The 18640-nt window shown below is 37.0% G+C and carries 14 protein-coding genes; 8 read left to right on the forward strand and 6 right to left on the reverse strand.

Going from position 1 to position 18640, the window contains the following annotated elements:
• Positions 1-46: 46 nt before the first annotated feature.
• A complete protein-coding gene (locus DF185_RS11490) occupies positions 47-1375 on the forward strand; it encodes a glucoamylase family protein (protein ID WP_110360890.1) in 1329 nt (442 codons plus the stop codon).
• 162 nt (positions 1376-1537) lie between these two features.
• Positions 1538-3805, forward strand: a complete 2268-nt coding sequence (gene bglX / locus DF185_RS11495) for a beta-glucosidase BglX (protein WP_110360891.1) — start codon at positions 1538-1540, stop codon at positions 3803-3805.
• A gap of 47 nt (positions 3806-3852) precedes the next feature.
• Here bglX and DF185_RS11500 read toward each other — a convergent pair whose 3' ends face one another.
• Positions 3853-4725 carry a metallophosphoesterase family protein gene (locus tag DF185_RS11500; protein ID WP_110360892.1) on the reverse strand — a complete coding sequence of 291 codons (873 nt, stop codon included), beginning with the start codon at positions 4723-4725 and terminating at the stop codon, positions 3853-3855.
• 104 nt (positions 4726-4829) lie between these two features.
• Here DF185_RS11500 and DF185_RS11505 point away from each other — a divergent pair, with 104 nt between their 5' ends.
• The 4 genes from DF185_RS11505 (at position 4830) to murB (ending at position 7952) form a co-directional block, all read left to right on the forward strand.
• Positions 4830-5159: a hypothetical protein gene (locus DF185_RS11505; protein ID WP_110360893.1), complete on the forward strand. Its 330-nt coding sequence runs from the start codon at positions 4830-4832 to the stop codon at positions 5157-5159.
• A gap of 9 nt (positions 5160-5168) precedes the next feature.
• Positions 5169-5717: a hypothetical protein gene (locus DF185_RS11510; protein ID WP_110360894.1), complete on the forward strand. Its 549-nt coding sequence runs from the start codon at positions 5169-5171 to the stop codon at positions 5715-5717.
• A gap of 78 nt (positions 5718-5795) precedes the next feature.
• Positions 5796-6830 (forward strand): threonine aldolase family protein, encoded by a 1035-nt coding sequence (locus DF185_RS11515; RefSeq protein WP_110360957.1) that lies wholly within the window; start codon positions 5796-5798, stop codon positions 6828-6830.
• A gap of 108 nt (positions 6831-6938) precedes the next feature.
• Positions 6939-7952 carry a UDP-N-acetylmuramate dehydrogenase gene (murB, locus tag DF185_RS11520; protein ID WP_110360895.1) on the forward strand — a complete coding sequence of 338 codons (1014 nt, stop codon included), beginning with the start codon at positions 6939-6941 and terminating at the stop codon, positions 7950-7952.
• Between the two features lie 69 nt (positions 7953-8021).
• Here the strand turns inward: murB and mltG are convergent, their stop codons facing one another.
• Positions 8022-9092 carry an endolytic transglycosylase MltG gene (mltG, locus tag DF185_RS11525; protein ID WP_110360896.1) on the reverse strand — a complete coding sequence of 357 codons (1071 nt, stop codon included), beginning with the start codon at positions 9090-9092 and terminating at the stop codon, positions 8022-8024.
• Between the two features lie 523 nt (positions 9093-9615).
• Here mltG and DF185_RS11530 point away from each other — a divergent pair.
• Positions 9616-10743 (forward strand): M14 family metallopeptidase, encoded by a 1128-nt coding sequence (locus DF185_RS11530; protein ID WP_110360897.1) that lies wholly within the window; start codon positions 9616-9618, stop codon positions 10741-10743.
• Positions 10744-10887: 144 nt separating this feature from the next.
• The gene (locus tag DF185_RS11535) at positions 10888-11865 is read left to right on the forward strand and encodes a transglutaminase domain-containing protein (RefSeq protein WP_110360898.1); all 978 of its coding nucleotides are present in this window, start codon (positions 10888-10890) and stop codon (positions 11863-11865) included.
• Between the two features lie 12 nt (positions 11866-11877).
• Here DF185_RS11535 and DF185_RS23595 read toward each other — a convergent pair whose 3' ends face one another.
• From DF185_RS23595 to DF185_RS11550, 4 genes are all read right to left on the reverse strand, one after another.
• The gene (locus DF185_RS23595; protein WP_165836015.1) at positions 11878-12048 is read right to left on the reverse strand and encodes a hypothetical protein; all 171 of its coding nucleotides are present in this window, start codon (positions 12046-12048) and stop codon (positions 11878-11880) included.
• Between the two features lie 357 nt (positions 12049-12405).
• The gene (locus DF185_RS11540) at positions 12406-13452 is read right to left on the reverse strand and encodes a nucleoid-associated protein (protein WP_110360899.1); all 1047 of its coding nucleotides are present in this window, start codon (positions 13450-13452) and stop codon (positions 12406-12408) included.
• Between the two features lie 455 nt (positions 13453-13907).
• Positions 13908-17612 (reverse strand): ABC transporter permease/M1 family aminopeptidase, encoded by a 3705-nt coding sequence (locus tag DF185_RS11545; RefSeq protein ID WP_110360900.1) that lies wholly within the window; start codon positions 17610-17612, stop codon positions 13908-13910.
• A gap of 2 nt (positions 17613-17614) precedes the next feature.
• A complete protein-coding gene (locus DF185_RS11550) occupies positions 17615-18490 on the reverse strand; it encodes an ABC transporter ATP-binding protein (RefSeq protein WP_110360901.1) in 876 nt (291 codons plus the stop codon).
• Between the last annotated feature and the right edge of the window lie 150 nt (positions 18491-18640).

Genomic DNA, 18640 nt, shown 5'->3' on the forward strand with positions numbered 1-18640 from the left:
GGGGCAGATCATTGTCCCGAAGGATTTACAAGCAATTTACTCAGGCATGCTATATCGTTTAAAAATATATTTACCATTAATTTTATCGCTTCTTATCGGCTGTTCCAGTAGTTCTTCTAATGAATATTTACCAGAACCAGAAGACGATAAAAACACTCAATTATCAGATCAGGAATTATTGGATTTGGTGAGTGAAAAATCATTCGATTATTTCTGGGGTTTTGCTCATCCTGAATCAGGAATGATAAGGGAAAGAAGCAACGGCTCTATTGACACAGTAACAACTGGAGGAACTGGATTTGGTGTAATGGCTATTATAGTTGGTATCGAGCGAAATTACATTACCAGAGAAGAAGGTTTAAATCGAATTATGAAGATTACTGATTTTTTGGAAAACAAAGCAACTCGCTATCATGGAGCATGGGCACATTGGTTGAATGGAAGTACTGGAAAAACCATTCCTTTTTCTCAAAAAGACAACGGAGGTGATTTAGTTGAAACCTCATTTCTAATTCAAGGGCTTCTTACAGCCAGAGAATATTTTAATTCAGAATCAGAAAACGAAAAGAGTCTTAGAAACACCATTACCCGTTTATGGGAAGAGGTAGAATGGGATTGGTATGCACCAACTGATGATCATCTTTTGTGGCACTGGTCACCAAACTATGAATTTGAAATGAACCTACCAATTCGATCATTTAATGAAACAATGATTACCTATATCCTTGCATTGGCATCGCCAACGCATGGTATTGATCCAATTGTTTATAAAAATGGCTGGATAGGTTCAGAATACATTAAACAATTGGATCCTAAGAAAAGAAATGATCGCGGAGGTCCACTGTTTTTCACTCATTACTCATATCTGGGGTTGACACCTCACATCAGAGATGAACATATCAGTTTGGCCGGATATCAATCTTATTTCGACAGAAATAAACAGCATACATTACTAAACCGAGAGTGGTGTATAAATCAAAAAAGTAAATATTCATACTATGGCGAAAATTGCTGGGGATTAACGGCTAGCGACGATCCGTTTGGATACATGGCCCATGCGCCAGGAAACGATAATGGAACAATCAGTCCTACAGCAGCCTTGTCTTCTATTGTTTACACTCCTGAGTTATCAATAAAGGCAATTCGCCATATGTATTACGATCTTTCAAACTATAATCTTTTTGGAAAGTATGGTTTTAAAGATGCCTTCAATTTTCATGAAGGTTGGATAGCCAAATCCTATTTGGCCATTGATCAGGGACCTATAGTTGTAATGATTGAAAATTACCGAAGCGGATTAATTTGGAAAAACTTCATGAAAAACAACGAGATTTCAACCGCACTTGAAAAGGCTGGTTTGGAATTAACTCAATAAAAATTGTCAAATCTATTCCTTAATTGACACTAACATTTAAGGATGTATTTGCTCATTCTCGACAGCCATTGAATCCTTCAAACAGGATACAATTGCTCTTGCAGATTATTACATATAATTTACTGTTTCAGTTAATCTTGAAACGAAATAACATCAATAAAAATGCGATTTAAATCAATACTTATTATAACGGTATTATTAGTAAGTGGACTTAATATAGGTCATGCTAAAAAAAAGAATAAGATTACGCCACCAGATCTTCAAAAAATGGATCAGTTCGTGGATTCTCTTATCAATATCATGACACTTGAGGAAAAACTTGGACAGCTTACTCTTTTCTCAAGCAACTGGGATATTACAGGACCAATTACCAACAATAATTACATAGAAGATGTAAATAAAGGAAAAGTTGGATCTATTTTCAATGCATATAGTGCTGATTTTACTTACCGCTTACAAAAAGAAAACCTTGAAAATACTCGTCTGGGTATTCCATTGTTATTTGGTTACGATGTAGTACACGGACACTGGACAACATTTCCAATTCCATTGGCAGAATCATGTTCGTGGGATTTGGAATGGCTTGAAAAAGCTGCAAGAGTTGCTGCAATAGAAGCTTCTTCTGAAGGTTTGCATTGGACTTTTGCCCCAATGATCGATATTGCTCGTGATCCAAGATGGGGTCGTGTTGCAGAAGGTGCAGGAGAAGATGTTTATCTGGGCAGCGTAATAGCAAAAGCAAGAATCAAAGGATTTCAGGGAGATGAATTGTATAAAAACAATACCATTTTAGCATGTGCAAAACACTATGCTGCATATGGAGTTGCACAGGCTGGTCGTGATTACCACACGGTAGACATTTCGAATCGTGAACTTTGGAGCACCTACCTTCCTCCATTTAAGGCTGCCATTAATGCTGGTGTTGCTACATTCATGACATCCTTTAACGAATTGGATGGTACTCCTTGTACTGGTAGTAAATACTTGCTGGATGACATTTTAAGAAAGAAATGGAAGTTCGACGGATTTGTTGTTACCGATTACACTTCTATTATGGAAATGACCAAGCATGGTAATGTAAAAGATGACAAAGAAGCTGGTGAAGTAGCTATCAATGCTGGTGTAGATATGGATATGCAAAGTGGTATTTTCAATGATCACTTGCCTCAATCTGTTAAGGAAGGAAAAGTATTGGAAACCCGAATTAACAAAGCAGTTAAGGATATCCTGAAAATGAAATACAAGTTAGGACTGTTTGATGATCCTTTCCGTTACAGCAATGCAGAAAGAGCTAAGAAAACACTTATGAAACCTGAGTTTCTTACTGCATCAAGAGAGATGGCTAAAAGAAGTATTGTTCTTCTTAAGAACGATGATCAAATTCTTCCTTTGGATAAAAACGTAGACAAACTTGCTGTTATTGGTCCATTAGTACACAACAAAAGAGATTTGGTTGGAACATGGTCTGGTGCAGGAAAGTGGGAAAAATCAGTTCCTGTAATGGAAGGAATCAAAAATGCAGTTTCACCAAATACTGAAATATTGTATGCTAAAGGATGTGAATTCTTAGGCGATGACAAATCAGGATTTGAAGAAGCTATTGCTACTGCTAATAAAGCTGATGTTGTTGTTTTGGTTGTAGGAGAACCTCAACATTTAAGTGGAGAGGCTGCCAGTAGAACCAATCTTGAACTTCCTGGAGTACAACCAGAATTAGTTAAAGAAATCGTTAAAACTGGTAAACCTGTAGTAATGGTAATGATGAATGGTCGTCCATTAACAATTGACTGGGAAGCTGCTAACGTACCTGCAATTTTGGAAACATGGCACCTTGGTGTTCAGGCAGGACCAGCAATTGCAGATGTTCTTTTTGGTGATTACAATCCATCGGCAAAACTGACTGTAACATTCCCAAGAAATGTTGGACAGATTCCAATTTTCTATAACATGAAAAACACAGGACGTCCATACGATGCAAATGACAAGTACCGATCAAAATACTTAGATAGTCCAAATACTCCATTGTATCCTTTCGGTTACGGTTTATCATACACCAGCTTCGAGTACTCAGAAATTAGTCTTGATAAAACCAGCATGAGTGTTAACGAAAACATTAAGGCTAAAATTACAGTTCGCAACACAGGTAATTTCGATGGTGAAGAAATCGTTCAGCTTTATATCCGCGATTTGGTTGGAAGCGTAACTCGTCCTGTAAAAGAATTGAAAGGGTTCCAAAAAGTATTTATCCCTAAAGGAGAAAGTGTAGAATTAGAATTCACAATTACTCCGGAAGATTTGGCTTTTTATAGAAAAGACATGTCTTATGGAGTGGAAAAAGGTGATTTCAAATTATTCATCGGAACGAATTCTGAAGATGTAAAAGAAACACAATTCACATTAGAACAAACTGCTCCTATCGAGGAACAATAGATATCAAAAAAGGAGGAATTAATTTCCTCCTTTTTTGTATGCTTTTCTTAATACAGATCCCTACTGTATTCTATTAATTCTGCTGCATTCTCATACTTTTTTGAAGCGTCTATCAACAAAAACTTCTTTTCCAAGTCGCCTAAAGCGCCAGCACTCGTGCAAACACGCACATGATTTTCTCCAACCAATTCTGCACCATATTCAGCGGCAATATGTCCACAAACCAAACTGTTTAAAGGTTGATCCTTACGATCCGAACTTGCCAACTCTAGCAGCTCGTCAACATATTTGTGGTATTGATCTCCAAACTGTTTTTCGTTGCCATTCATTAAAATATCCCACAAATAATCTCCTTTTTCAGTGTTCATAAAATCTGAACCAATCTGAGGATCATATTTTTTAATGTTCTCAATATGCTTTGTAAACTCATCTTGATGATTGAAATTCTTCAAGTAATCCAAATCGAATTTCTCATCTGCTCCATAACGATTCGAAGCTCCCGTGTGGTTGATTAAAACACCTCCCTGTGTGCGCAACATCAATGGCATATTCATAAAGAATTGCATAACCACCTCTCTGCATTTCTGAATTCGATATTCAAACCAAGAAGTAAACTCCAAAGGACCTTTCGCCAATGGAATGTGGTAAATGTGAACAAACTCATGGTTCCCAAGCAAGCATATCACATCACTTTCGGGTTGATTGGCATTTAAGTCCATTAATTCTTCAATCATCTCAAGCGATTCATCCTTTTGCTTTCCGGGATATGCATGAACCAAATCTCCTAAAAATACCAACAAATCAGCTTTTCCTTTCTTTTTAAGTTTCTGAAATGTTTTTAGTACCTGTCTGAAATCGTACCCGTTACCATGTAAATCAGACACAACCATTAACCTACCGCTTGAAATATCTCGAATCATTTATTGAAAAATTAAATATCAATTGAGGGGCAAAAGTTCTATAATTTTTATAAATTAAAAAAGTCTCAACTATTTTTATGTAGAATCTCTTAATACTTTTACTTATGCTTGACAAATTACTTAAAAATACCAAAGATTATTTTTGGAGATTAAATCGTGATGGAGATGTTGTTCTTGGTAGTTCTGATATCGAGCCAAAAGCAAAAATTACTTTTACAATTACTAAAAAGTGGGTTAACGTTGCTCCTATTGTAGAAGATAGCCCTGGGAATTACATTGGTAAACCTGAGAACTTTATGAAGAAAAGTAAGGAATATGATTTAATAGTTGATCTGGTTAAGGCTGTTAAAACTTACTTGAAAGATGATCCTAAAATAGATCATGAAAAATGTCTTGATAACACCATGAAACTATTGCAAGATTATTATAGCTAATCCGATTTTATGCTAAAATTCACATTATCAACCTTATTCTTCTTTGCTTTTATGTGCTCAAACCTGAGTGCCCAAACTGTAAAGAAACTTGAAATTGGAGATGAATTCCCTACCATGCATGGTGAACTGCTTTCATCTAAGGAAATTAGTTTACCTGATCATTGTAGGGGAAAAGTTTCTTTATTAATTGTTGCTTTTAAAAGAGGAACCCAGCCACAAATTGATACCTGGACCAAACCAGTTATGAAGGAGTTCAGCATGTACGATGATTTCCGATTCATTGAAATCCCAATGATTAGTAAGTTCTATTCGTGGATTTCCAATTACATTGACAATGGCATGAGAAGGGGAATTGTTCCTTCTATGCACAAAAATGTGATGACCTACTACGGTCCGCTTTCCGATTATTACAACTACTTTGGAGTAGAAGACAAGAAGTTGTGCTATGTATTCTTACTGGATAAGGAAGGCAAAATCCAATTTATGGATCAGGGGGAAAGTCAATCTCACAAGAGCATGTTGCTCATCGATAAAATCAAAAAGCTCCTAAACAAATAGTCCCACTTTTTATCTTTTTTGAATGATGTTTTTGAGAAGAAAACTTACTTTTACGTTTTCAATCAAAAGACAAACAAAATGAACAAGAGAGGATTTGCAAGCGATAACTTTTCTGGTGTTCTGCCTGAAGTTTTAGAAGCTATAAACGAAGCGAACCAAGGACATGTAATGGCATATGGTGGCGATCACTATACTGCTTCGGCCATTGAGAAATTCAAACAATTATTTGGTGAGAATATTGACGTTTATTTCGCATTCAACGGTACAGGAGCCAATGTAATTGGTTTATCTGTTTTAACGCAATCCTACCACTCTATTCTTTGTCCGGCGACTGCACATATCCAAGTTGATGAATGTGGTGCTCCTGATAAATTTACAGGCTGTAAAGTTATTCCTATCGATACTCCAAACGGAAAATTGACTCCGGAATTAATCAAACCACAGTTGCACGGTTTTGGTTTCGAACATCACTCTCAACCAAAAGTAATTTCAATTACTCAATGTACCGAGTTGGGAACTGTTTACACTCCTGAAGAGGTGAAAGCTATTTGCGATTTGGCCCACAAACATGATATGTATGTTCATATGGATGGTGCTCGTTTGGCAAATGCTGTTGTTAGTTTGGATGTAGATGTAAAAGAAATCACTACCAATGCGGGAATTGATGTTCTAAGTTTTGGAGGTACCAAAAACGGAATGATGCTTGGCGAAGCTGTGGTTTTCTTCAATCCTGAATTATCGAAAAATGCCAAATACATTCGCAAACAAAGCATGCAGCTTTGCTCTAAAATGAGATACATTGGAGCGCAATTCGATGCTATGCTTACCAATGAACTTTGGTTAAAGACAGCTCGTCATGCCAATGCAATGGCCAAACTTCTTAAAGATGAAGTGGAAAAAATTCCACAGGTTACCATTACGCAAGAAGTACAGACCAATGGTATTTGGGCCTTGATTCCTAAAGATAAAATTGAAAAGCTGCAAGAAGAATATTTCTTCTGGATTTGGGATGAGCATGCAGGTGAAGTTCGTTGGCTATGTTCTTTCGATACAACTCAAGAAGACATTCTAGGTTTTGTAGAATTATTGAAAAATGAACTAAGTGCTAATTAAGTAGCATTATATTATTACAATAATCAAGCTCTTGGCAATTAGCATTTAGCTATTGACTTATAAAGTCACAGCTAACAGCTGACAGCTGACAGCTAACAGCTAAAAATAATGGCTCAACTATTAGAAAATTACTCTCTAAAAAAACACAATACATTCGGCATTGAGGCAAAGGCCAAATATTTCTTTGAATTCGAAACCGAAGAAGAAATACAGGATTTCCTTCAGAAGAATGATATTATAGATACCGAATATATCATTTTAGGTGGCGGTAGCAATCTTCTCTTTACCGAAGACTTTGATGGATTGGTACTTCATCCAAATATTACAGGCATTGAATTGCTTGATGAAGATGAAGACTCTGTACTGTTGCGCGTAGGTTGTAACGAAGAGTGGGATGAATTTGTTGGATGGGCAGTTGATAACAATCTTTATGGTATCGAGAATCTATCTTTAATTCCAGGTAAGATTGGTGCTTCTCCAGTTCAGAATATCGGAGCTTATGGTGTTGAGGTAAGAGAGGTTATCGAGAATGTGGAAGCCATCTCTATCGAAACCAAAGATGCAGTAATCTTTAGTAATGCGCACTGTGAGTTCGATTACCGCAATTCTGTGTTCAAGAACGAATACAAGAACCTTTTCATCATTACTCATGTTCAGTTCCGATTAAAAAAGAAAGCTGATTTCAAAATCCATTACGGTGCAATACAAAAAGAACTGGAAGCATATAACGAAGTAAATCTGAAAAACATTCGCGAGGTAATTATTAAGATCCGTGAAAGTAAATTGCCCGATCCTGAAGAGTTGGGTAATGCTGGTAGCTTCTTCAAAAATCCGATTGTTGATAAGGAGAAAGCCGACAAACTAAAGTCGCAATACGAGAACATGCCAAGCTATGAAGTAAACGATATGGAAACCAAACTGGCTGCCGGTTGGTTAATTGAACAATGCGATTGGAAAGGCAAACGCTTTGGCGATGCAGGAGTTCACAAAGATCAGGCTTTGGTACTGGTAAACTATGGCAATGCCAATGGCAACGACATCCTAAAACTAGCCAATGACATCCGTAAATCGGTAATGTTTAAATTTGGTGTGAAGTTGGAAATGGAAGTGAATGCGATATAGAAAATATCCTTCTCACATAAAAATATAATAGTTAGAGCCAAGGCAATGCCTTGGCTTTACTTTTATTCCCTATTTCATTATCCTTCTTCGATTCAATTCATTCTGATATTTTCTGGCGTTGCGATTGTGTTCGCGAAGTGTGCGTGCGAATACATGATATCCTGAAAAGTCAGGATTGGCGCAGAAATAAATATACCTGTGCTTTTCGTAGTTCAGAACCGCATTTAAGCCCGAAATGGAAGATTGACGGATTGGTCCCGGAGGTAATCCTCTGTACTTATAAGTATTGTAAGGAGAATCTATTCTTTTGTGCTTGTTCAGTACTCTTTTGATGCTAAAATCACCCAAAGCAAATTTCAAAGTCGGATCAGCATCCAGCTTTATTTTCCTCTTTAGTCGGTTCATATACACCCCGGCAACACGAGCCTTCTCATCTTTTTTAATGGTTTCCTCATCAACAATGGAAGCCAAAGTGCTGATCTCAACTGGCGACAATCCAATCTTTTCAGCCTTCTTTAATCTATCGGCGTTCCAGAATCTTGAATACTCTTTGTACATCCTGTCCAAAAAGGCATTGGTATTGGTATTCCAATACAATTGGTAAGTATTTGGAATGAACATGCCAATTACAGTTTCTGGTTTAAAGCCATATTTTGCAATCAGTTTTTCATCGCGTAAAGCGGTTAACAAACTAATGGAATCGGCCTCGATTTGCCTAGCTATTTTCCCTGCAAAATCCTCAAGGGTTCTGGTGTTGTTAAAGGTCAATTGAATTGGAGCCTGCACTCCTGATCTTAGCAAATTTACCAAGTCGTTATTGCTCATTTTATCCTTAATCAAAAATCGACCAGCATGAATGTGATGCGAAAAATTCTTCTTGTTCATTACCCATTCCAAAGAGCTTGAATTTTTCAACCACCCCTGCTCTTCCAATAAAGCAATTACCTGTTCTTGCTTTGCCGAACTTGGGATATACAAATACGCAGTAGCCTCTCCTTTTAAGTCAATATTTTGTGAGAAAATTCTTGTGTAAAGGTTAAAAAGAATGACTCCTGCTACAATCAAGATCAACATCACAGAAATCAGGAATATTCTTATTGTTTTAGAACGAATGTTTTTTAATCGCAAAAAGTTTATCATTGCTTAGGGTTTGATTATACATGCTAAGTTCGCAAAAATAAAAGAAAAATAAATGATTTGTAATAGTTTCTATTATTACATCTTTTTATAACATTCGCAAAGAAAGCATTAATGCTGTCTCTACACCAATTACATACAATATTGGAAAATATAAAGCATTCCCTTGGATTTATATTTCACACCTTAAATACACAATTGGGATAAGTTATAATTCTAACAACTTATCTTTAGTATCATGTAAATCATCTTGATACTTCATTTCCGCGTTAAACCACCTCATTCTATCTTTCTCCTCAAGGAGAAAAGAACTCAACTTCGATGAATTCTTCTGTTTTTGTACTATGATTTAAAGTTCGGAGTACGAACAATGCCATCTTTGATAGCATGTAAATCACCTTTATACTTCATTTAGATACAGTTCTCTGTTTACTGCTCATTATGAATTGTTAATTGTTCACTGATAACTGTTCACTGCTAATTGATAATTGTTATATTTGAATCACACAATTTTAAACTTACACACATGAACATCTCATCGAATTTCGATAGTGGCAAAATAGAGGTAATTGAAGCTCTTGATCCACAAAACATTCAGTTGCGAATTCCAAACGATACAAACTCAGAGCATTTCCAGTGGTTCCATTTCCGTTTATCAGGAATGCAGGAACAAGCTGTAAAAATGACAATTCAGAATGCAAGCGAAGCTTCTTATCCTGAAGGATATCAGGAATACTATGCGGTTGCTTCTTACGATCGTGAGTACTGGTTTAGAGTTCCTACTTTTTACAATGGCAAAGAGTTAACAATTGAGCATACGCCTGAATTCAACTCGGTTTACTATGCTTACTTTGCTCCTTACACTTATGAGCAACATTTGGATTTGGTTCACAACGCACAAATGTCGCAGGAATGCGAATTGGTATCAATTGGTAAAACTGTTGAAGGCAAAGACATCGATATGCTAATTGTTGGTGAGCCAGATGAGAACAAAAAGAAAATTTGGGTAATTGCTCGTCAGCATCCAGGTGAAAGTATGGCTGAATGGTTCATGCAAGGATTATTGGGCAAGTTATTGGATGAAGATGATGCTGTTGCCAGAACATTGCTAAACAAAGCGGTTTTCTACATTGTTCCTAACATGAATATCGACGGTAGTATTGCCGGTAACCTTCGTGTAAACACCAAAGGATTCAACTACAACCGCGAGTGGGCAGAGCCTAGCATCGAAGACAGTCCAGAGGTATTCCATGTCCGTAACTTAATGGATGAGTATGGTTGCGATTTGAATCTTGACATCCATGGAGATGAAGCATTGCCTTACAACTTTATTTCTGGTATTGAAGGAATTCCTTCTTTTGATGAAAGATTAAAAAATTTAACAGAAAATTTCATCGACACTTGGATGGCTACCTGTCCTGATTTTCAAGACACTCACGGCTATCCTAAGAACGAACCTGGCAAAGGAAACTTAGCAATCTGCTCAAAACACATTGGGGAACGATTTAAATGTTTATCTTTGACAATCGAAATGCCATTTAAGGACAATAATGATTTACCAGAACCTGAATGTGGTTGGTCACCAGACCGTAGTATTTTACTAGGAGAATCAGTTCTTCAACCAATTATGAAGGTAGTAGATCACTTAAGATAAGATATTAAAGATTATACTTCTAAGTATATTACTCGAAAGGCCCATACTCAAGCTTCCGTGAGCGTGGGCTTTTTTATTTTTTAACTTTTTCGGGCCCAATTCTTGTAATCTTTTTTCATATTTTTAAACAGAAAGCAGAAAAATATGAGATTATACAAATACATACTCGGCTTAATCCTATTCTTTTCACTTGCTTCGGCAAATGCGCAAAACTTAAGCAGAGTCGATCAGGTAGTGGGAGGATATCCTGCTAACTTTTCTTCTACCGAGGAGCTTGCTCTTAAAATTACACGCGATTTTTCGACAGATTTGGAGAAAGCAAGAGCCGCCTATACCTGGATTGCATTGCATGTTGCTTATGATACCAAAGCTTTGGGAAAACCTCAAAGAGTGCGCTTTTCCTATCGCTCACAAGAAGAGCTGGAAGCCAAAAAGAAACAGTTCCGAGCAGATTTGGCCCTAAAAACTTTAAAAAGGCGCAAGGCTTTGTGCGAAGGATACTCTACCCTATTTCAGAACTTGTGTCGCCACATGAATATGGAATGCGAAATTGTTTCGGGTACTGCTCGTAGAATGATTTCCGAGATAGGTCGAGAAAACTTACCATCGAATCACGCATGGAATGCAGTAAAAATAAATAAAAGCTGGCAATTGATTGATGCTACCTGGGCTGCCGGATGGGTAGATTATTCAAAAATGAAATTCAACAAGGAATTTTCATCGGCTTACTTTGCCTCTGATCCCGATGAGTTTGCCATGAAACATCTGCCCGACGACAACAAATGGCTTCTCGCCAGCAAGATAAAAAGCAAGGCCGAATTTGCGGCTCAAGCCATGCCTTTTAAAGCCTTTTTAGGTAGAAATATTAAGCTAATTTCCCCACAAAAAGGAATGGTAAGCATTGTAAAATCTTCTGGTCTTCAATTTCTTTTGCAAAATGTACCACCTAATACCGAAGTGGCCTACCATTTTAAGAAAGAGAAGTATGGACAAAAAGTAAAGTCTGTTTCCAAAGCTGACACCTTAGGCTTTACCATTTATCCGAATGCAAAAGGACGTGATGAACTGGTAATTTACTTTAATGGAGTACCAGCACTTGGGTACAAGGTACATGTGAAGTAAGTATTTCATTTTCTATCTCTTGTTGGTCTTAGCCAAAGGCTTGTCGTTCTTAGCCAAAGGCTTGTCGTTCTTAGCCAATGTCTTTCCGACCTTAGCCAATGACGTTCCGGCCTTAGCCAATGTCTTTCCGACCTTAGCCAATGTCATTCCGACCTTAGCCAATGTCATTCCGGCCTTAGCCAATGACGTTCCGGCTTTAGCCAAAGACTTGTCACCCCTATTCTATCATTCCGCGCCTTTGGAATGCCTTAAAGTACCAGCAACAATTCATAAACTAGCGTCAGCACTGCTTAAACTTGCAGCTACAAGTAGTATAAGAGTATGAGTAGATTAAAGAGGTAGAGCAATGAACTTTAGAATTTTAACAACAATGTTCAATGTGGTATATATGCGTCGCATAGGAATTACGCATTGACTTGGGAAAGTAACATGTAAATTAAAAAGCTTTCCCCCGTAGGAGAAAGCTTCTAATTATATCTTTTAAATTGTTACATCAAACAATTTATTTTCACATCCAGACGCAAAGCCTTGCGTCTTTACCTAGTTCTCTTCGCGGAAGAAGAGTTTATAGTAGCTTAAATCACGAGCTGCATCGTAACCCTTCTCAATAAACTTGCGCTGACCGTGAATGTACACATGGAAGTTCTTATCCAGCTTTAGCACATGCTTAAAGTGGCGCTGCTCTCCTTTAACGGCATCATTACTAATGTCAAAATCCGATTCAACAGAAGTTCCTCGCTCGTTCTGATAATATTCTTTGTACTCATCGAAAGCATTGGCAACCTCAGGTTCTTCAATTACTTCTTGTTTGAACAAATCTTCGTTAAACTCTTTCTTGTCCTTAAAAAAGTTGATCGACTTGTTCATCAAATCAATCTGATCTGCCTTGGCAACCTCATTCTCATCGTTGTAAACATCGCCAATAAAGCCTTTACACATATCAAGGTAATTCTGAGTATGGTAAAAATTATCCTCACGAAGTTTCAAATCCAGGAAATCTTCCTTCCAGTACAAAGCATCTTTGTTTGGATTGGTCTTATCGACAATACAAACCTTATAACCTTTCTCTTTTTCGGTATTAAAAATCAGGCAACCTTTATCCAACTTCTTGATGTTAATGCCATTTTCACAGCCCAGCTCAAAGTTTTCATTCTTTTGGTACACCTTTAAGAAAGTGTCTTTGTTTTCCGATTTGAAAATCCCCAATGCATTGCAAACTTCACCATCTACCACACATCCCGAAAAGGCAACCAGGTAAAACTCACCTCCTTTAATATTGGGGTGGTTCGATTTTTCGTACAAATGTACCGCAATATTGGTTGATTGATCGTAGAAACTCTCGTTGTTCTCAAAAAACTCTGAAGCATAGCAATACACTTCGTTCATGTTTAAGCCAGCCTCGTTTTGGAAATGGTAGAATTCCTCCTTGTTAAAGGCTGTAAGAAAATACTTTAGCAGTACATCTCTAACATCATCATCATCAATATCAATTTCCGATTTAGAAAGCTTTAGATCCTCCTCAAGGTGTTTATTTCCAACATTGTGAACTACAATGCGGTCAAGATTTATCTCTTCAAAGTTAAACATATGGTACTATTTTAAGAACCTGACAAAGATACGCACTTTCGTTAAATATTGAATGATTTCTTAAAGTAGAGGTCTTAGAAATTACAAAGAGATATTTATTACTTATCTAATCGATTCATAAAATGAATCATCGCATCATTCCTAACATTAATTTCACTTTGCTCGAGCCGCATGGCTCTTACTTTTTTCATTGATAAAAAAGTAAGCAAAAAATCTAGGGCGCGTAAGCTCAAACCACTTATACGTGAAAACTTTAAGTGCGGCGGGGTGATCTTCGAACAAGTTCTCAGCTTCCCCGTCTTACTAAAAAGTTTTCTGTGCATAAGAAGCTTGACCTTCCAATGCCCACCTCGAACAAAGTAAATATCATTTAGATAATATAAAAGACCATCGTATAGAGTCAAAAAAAGCTATCCCATTACGAGATAGCCTTTAAACACTTTATTTTTTACAGCCTATGATACCGATTGGTCTTTGGTAGTAGAATTCTCTTTCTTCTCCTTAAGTTTCTCGGTATTATCTGCTGTTTTTCTGTCGATTAATTTGTGATAAGGATCAATACCAACACTATGTGGCTTCTTATCTACAATAAACGAGAATTTATTTTCTTTCGCAGTAATATGAACTTTCTTGAATAAAATCTCTTGTTCTTCATTGTTTTCGTCTTCAACAAAAATGGCAAGATCTATCCAATCATTCATATCGATATATTGCTTATCATCCTCTCTTTGCTTAGTATTAATGGAGATGGTAACCGATGAATCGTCACTCGAAAGCTCTTTATTTTCTTCGTTCTTGCTGTTGATCACCCTGTACTTCTGAGCCTCAACAACAAAATCGACCTTATACTTTCCATCTTTGGTTTTCGATACGTAAGCACTATCTACTTTATTATCGAAAAGAGTAATGGTTTCAAGCATATCGGTAATCACATAGTCCATACTGTCAGGCATGTGTTCTTTCATTAAATCAACAAACTCAAGAGATGTAGTGTATGGAGGCTCCTGGAAAGCCACATCGCTAACATACTCGCTAAGCGCTTGATTCAAGTTGTTTTCTCCCATATAATCGGAAATGGCATACATGGCAATTGCACCCTTATTGTAGTGAATGTATTGTTGATTTTCGTTATACATTAAAGGCTGTTCTTTTACCTGTTCAGAACCTCTTCCTCTCAAATATCCATTCAGCTCTTCTTTCATGAACTTGCGGATTTTGTTCTTAGGATATTTCTGCTCTAAGACCTTAATTGCCGAGTATTCCGACAAACTTTCCGACATTAAAGTAGCTCCCTGAACATTTGCACCAATTACCTGGTGTGCCCACCACTGATGTGCCATTTCGTGAGCGGTAACATGGTATGCATAATTCACGGCTCCCTCTTTCGACTTATCCTCTTTTGCAATGAAACCAATGGCTTCCGAAAATGGAATTGTATTTGGGAACGACTGAGCAAATGTTCCGTAAGTTCTAGGGAATTCGATAATACGAACCTGCTTGTGCTGGTAAGGTGAATAGTTTTCGCCATAATATTTAAGCGAAGCTTTCACCGCTTCAACCATATCGGCAATATTGTAATCGTGACCTTTGTGATAATAGATTTCAATATTGATATCCTTATACTTATCGGTATACACTTCATATTTCCCCGACACCCATGAGTAGAAATTCAGAATTGGAGCATCCATTTTGTAATGGTAATAAGCTCTATCGCCTTCTACTCTCTTGTCTTGCAAATAGCCCGGAGCAATTGCAATCTGATCAGCAGATGTACTTACTGTTGTTTCAAAATTCACCCAATCGGCACATTCCGAAATGTAAGTGTTTCCTAATGCCGAAGTATCGGTAGGAGCTGCCATTCTATCACGTTTTGGCAAGTCGTATTTCTTACGCACCGTATTATCAGTTAACTCACCCGAGCGAGAATAACCAAAGCTTGGGAAACTACCATTATTAAAGAAAGTTCCATTACCAATTACAGGAGAATTGTACTCTAGGAAGTGATTCTCTTGATTGCTCAATGTAAAATGCATTTGCATAGAATCTCCCGGCATTAAAGGCTTTTCTAACTTATAAATATTGTATTGGAATACGGTATCCTTACTCATCAACTCAGCCTTTCGTGAAAAGCTAACAGCAGTATTCTTGTATTGGTAATTGATATGAATAGAGTCAATAGGCTCATTGCTCTTATTCTTCACGATATAATCCCCTTTAACTTTTAAATCGTTGGTTTCAGGGAATAAATCAACATCAATCTTGGCATCCACAATACGAGGCTGAGGAATGTTGTAATATTTCGAATAAGTTTTCTCATACTCTACTCTATCCAACTCGCTTTGTTTAGCCGATTTGTATTCGTTAAAAACATTATCGAACCAATAAATGTACGATCCAATAGAGATGAATCCTATAACACAAACTGCCAATGAAACATAGAGCCCACGACTTAAGTTCTCCTTTGCTCTTCTGAAACGAATCTTAACGGTTTCTCTAACACCTCGACGCCAAATGGCCAAACCTAAAATCAATAAAGATGAAGAGAATAGTAACCAGTAAAGTCGGTAAAACATAAAGGCCGCTACTCCCCTGCCATATCCATCCATATCGGAATAGTTGACAGATGGTCCTGCATTGAATTTGAATATGTTTTGCTCAATTCCAATTTTCGATACAAAAGGACTGATAATCGAGAAGATGAATAGAACAAAAAAGCCAATGTAGAAGTTTGCAAACAGCGACTGAACAAATAAGGATAATCCTGCCCATACAATATAAGATGGAAGCATAAACAGGAAGAGCTCAGTTAGGTAGTGGATTGGTTCAATATCGTAATACCCCTCTGAAAGCTGAATTACAATACAAGTTACCATCACTACAAATAGCAATACCACTTGCATCTTGATTAAGGCAATAAATTTAGAGAAATATTGAACCCAGTTTGGCGTATGTGTAACATCTACCAGTTCAAATATCTTTGCTCTGCGCTCGCGCTGCACCAACATTCCCGAATACAAAAAGGTAATCAATAGGATAAACAGTCTGAACATTGAACTTGGAATCAACAACATTTTCCAGGTAGTAGAATAGGTAGTTGTTCCAAATAGATTCATCGTAGTATTGTGACCAATTACCATGAACAATATTCCTACTGCCACCATAACCATAAAAGGCACCGATTTAATAATGAATTTAAAATTCATTTTCGAGATGCTCCACATCAACTTGATATTCCAGCTGAAACTATTGTCGATGTTTACTTTCGGAAGATTGATATCTCTTAGGTTGTTGAAATTATCTTTTGTAACTACTGCACTCTTTTTAGAGAACCAACGGAAACTCAAGGCATTTTGAGTAAACTGAAACTTATAATAGGTAAGCGAGAAAATCAATAATGATACCGATATCCAAATGATTCTGTTGATTAGAACCAAGCCTCCCATTGGTAGCAAATTCGTATTTCGTTCAGCTACATTCCAATATTCAGTTGCATTCTGAATGGCTGATGCTCCAAATGGATCTAAAAGTGCAGCCAATGTTTTACTGTCCAACTGACTCATGTAATTATCGGCCATGGCTTGCACAAAAAACAGAATAATCATGGTAATGAAACCTGCACCTAAGTTTCTTGTGAAAGTAATTACACTAAACACAATGGCTCCAAAAAGAAGAATGTTAGGCAAGATTACCATACCATATATCTGCAAAAATGCCATTGGTCTAAATGGCCCAAGCAATTCAGCATTAACCCCTGGCAATAATGGCGCAATCATAAAGCCCAAGCCAAATATTAAGAAAATTACCAAAGTAACAACAATTGAACTTAGAAATTTAGCTGGAATGTATTCCGATTTCTTAAATGGATAAGAATATAAAATAGAGTGCATTTCGGAACTAAAATCTCTATTCACAGAACCTCCAACAATGGAAGGCAATAGAAAATAGCCCAAAGTAAGAATACCAAAACTATTGAACAAGGCAATAGGCGAATTGGCCAAACGAACCGATGCTACACTTGCTGTATTAGAATCGAATACCCCTAAACTACCAGCCATAACCAAGGTTGAAATAACCAAAAGCACCGCTGAATAGATGTATGTAGCAGGATTTTTGAGCCAGTATTTTAGCTCAAACTTAAATAATGTATTAAACTTGCTCATGATTAATTCGATGCTTTAAGTGTAACAAAATATACATCTTCAAGATCCGCTTCTTTTGGTGTAAACAATTCGTCGGGCTGCGTTTCTGAATATACATTTATATTCATACTGTTGTCATCGTTGAATCGACTGGAAAGAATATCATATTTCTCCTTGTGCTCGTTTAAAGCAGAACGCTCAATACATTTGGTCCACATTTTACCTTGCAACTCTTCTACCGATTGCTTTGGTGTTTTATGCGTTAGAATGGTTCCGCCATTCATAATGGCCATATCGGTACACAATTCCTTTACGTCCTCTACAATGTGCGTTGAAAAAATAACAATATGGTTGGTGCCAATCTCGCGCAATACGTTCAAGAATCGACTACGCTCAGCCGGATCTAGTCCCGCAGTTGGCTCATCTACAATAATCAGTTTCGGGTTGTTAAGCAAAAGTTGAGCAATACCGAAACGTTGTTTCATACCTCCTGAATAACCTGCAACATTTTTCTTTCTTGCTTCTGTCAAATTGGTTTGTTCAAGAACTGCATTAACAATCTCTTTACGCTCTTGTTTATTTGATATCCCTTTCAATTCGGCAAAGTGCATCAATAAATCTTCAGCCGACATTTTAGGATAAACTCCAAAGGTTTGTGGCAAATATCCCAGTGCATTACGCAACACCATTTTGTTTTCCATGATATCTGTACCATCAAACAAAATACGTCCGCCATCACCCTCTTGAAGAGTAGCAATTGTACGCATTAATGTAGACTTTCCTGCTCCGTTTGGTCCTAGCAGACCGAACATTCCAGTGCCTATTTTAATATTAACATTATTTAATGCCTTAACACCATTACTGTAGGTCTTTGTTAAATTCTCAATAGTTAATTCCATTCATCTAAAATTTAAGTAATTGTATTATGATACCATTTGAGTGAAGACAAATATATATAATGTTAAGCGAGAACAATCTTCTTATCTCTAATGATTCATAAAAATTCGACAAAGACCTTTTTATTGCGATGAAATTGAGTTTTTACACTT

Origin of the sequence: Marinifilum breve (genome assembly GCF_003202155.1) — a bacterium.
Lineage (GTDB): Bacteria > Bacteroidota > Bacteroidia > Bacteroidales > Marinifilaceae > Marinifilum > Marinifilum breve.

Coding starts and splice junctions, on each gene's coding strand:
- DF185_RS11490 (WP_110360890.1), top strand. CDS start 47: ATGCTATATCGTTTAAAAATATATTTACCATTAATTTTATCGCTTCTT.
- bglX (WP_110360891.1), top strand. CDS start 1,538: ATGCGATTTAAATCAATACTTATTATAACGGTATTATTAGTAAGTGGA.
- DF185_RS11500 (WP_110360892.1), bottom strand. CDS start 4,725: ATGATTCGAGATATTTCAAGCGGTAGGTTAATGGTTGTGTCTGATTTA.
- DF185_RS11505 (WP_110360893.1), top strand. CDS start 4,830: ATGCTTGACAAATTACTTAAAAATACCAAAGATTATTTTTGGAGATTA.
- DF185_RS11510 (WP_110360894.1), top strand. CDS start 5,169: ATGCTAAAATTCACATTATCAACCTTATTCTTCTTTGCTTTTATGTGC.
- DF185_RS11515 (WP_110360957.1), top strand. CDS start 5,796: ATGAACAAGAGAGGATTTGCAAGCGATAACTTTTCTGGTGTTCTGCCT.
- murB (WP_110360895.1), top strand. CDS start 6,939: ATGGCTCAACTATTAGAAAATTACTCTCTAAAAAAACACAATACATTC.
- mltG (WP_110360896.1), bottom strand. CDS start 9,092: ATGATAAACTTTTTGCGATTAAAAAACATTCGTTCTAAAACAATAAGA.
- DF185_RS11530 (WP_110360897.1), top strand. CDS start 9,616: ATGAACATCTCATCGAATTTCGATAGTGGCAAAATAGAGGTAATTGAA.
- DF185_RS11535 (WP_110360898.1), top strand. CDS start 10,888: ATGAGATTATACAAATACATACTCGGCTTAATCCTATTCTTTTCACTT.
- DF185_RS11540 (WP_110360899.1), bottom strand. CDS start 13,452: ATGTTTAACTTTGAAGAGATAAATCTTGACCGCATTGTAGTTCACAAT.
- DF185_RS11545 (WP_110360900.1), bottom strand. CDS start 17,612: ATGAGCAAGTTTAATACATTATTTAAGTTTGAGCTAAAATACTGGCTC.
- DF185_RS11550 (WP_110360901.1), bottom strand. CDS start 18,490: ATGGAATTAACTATTGAGAATTTAACAAAGACCTACAGTAATGGTGTT.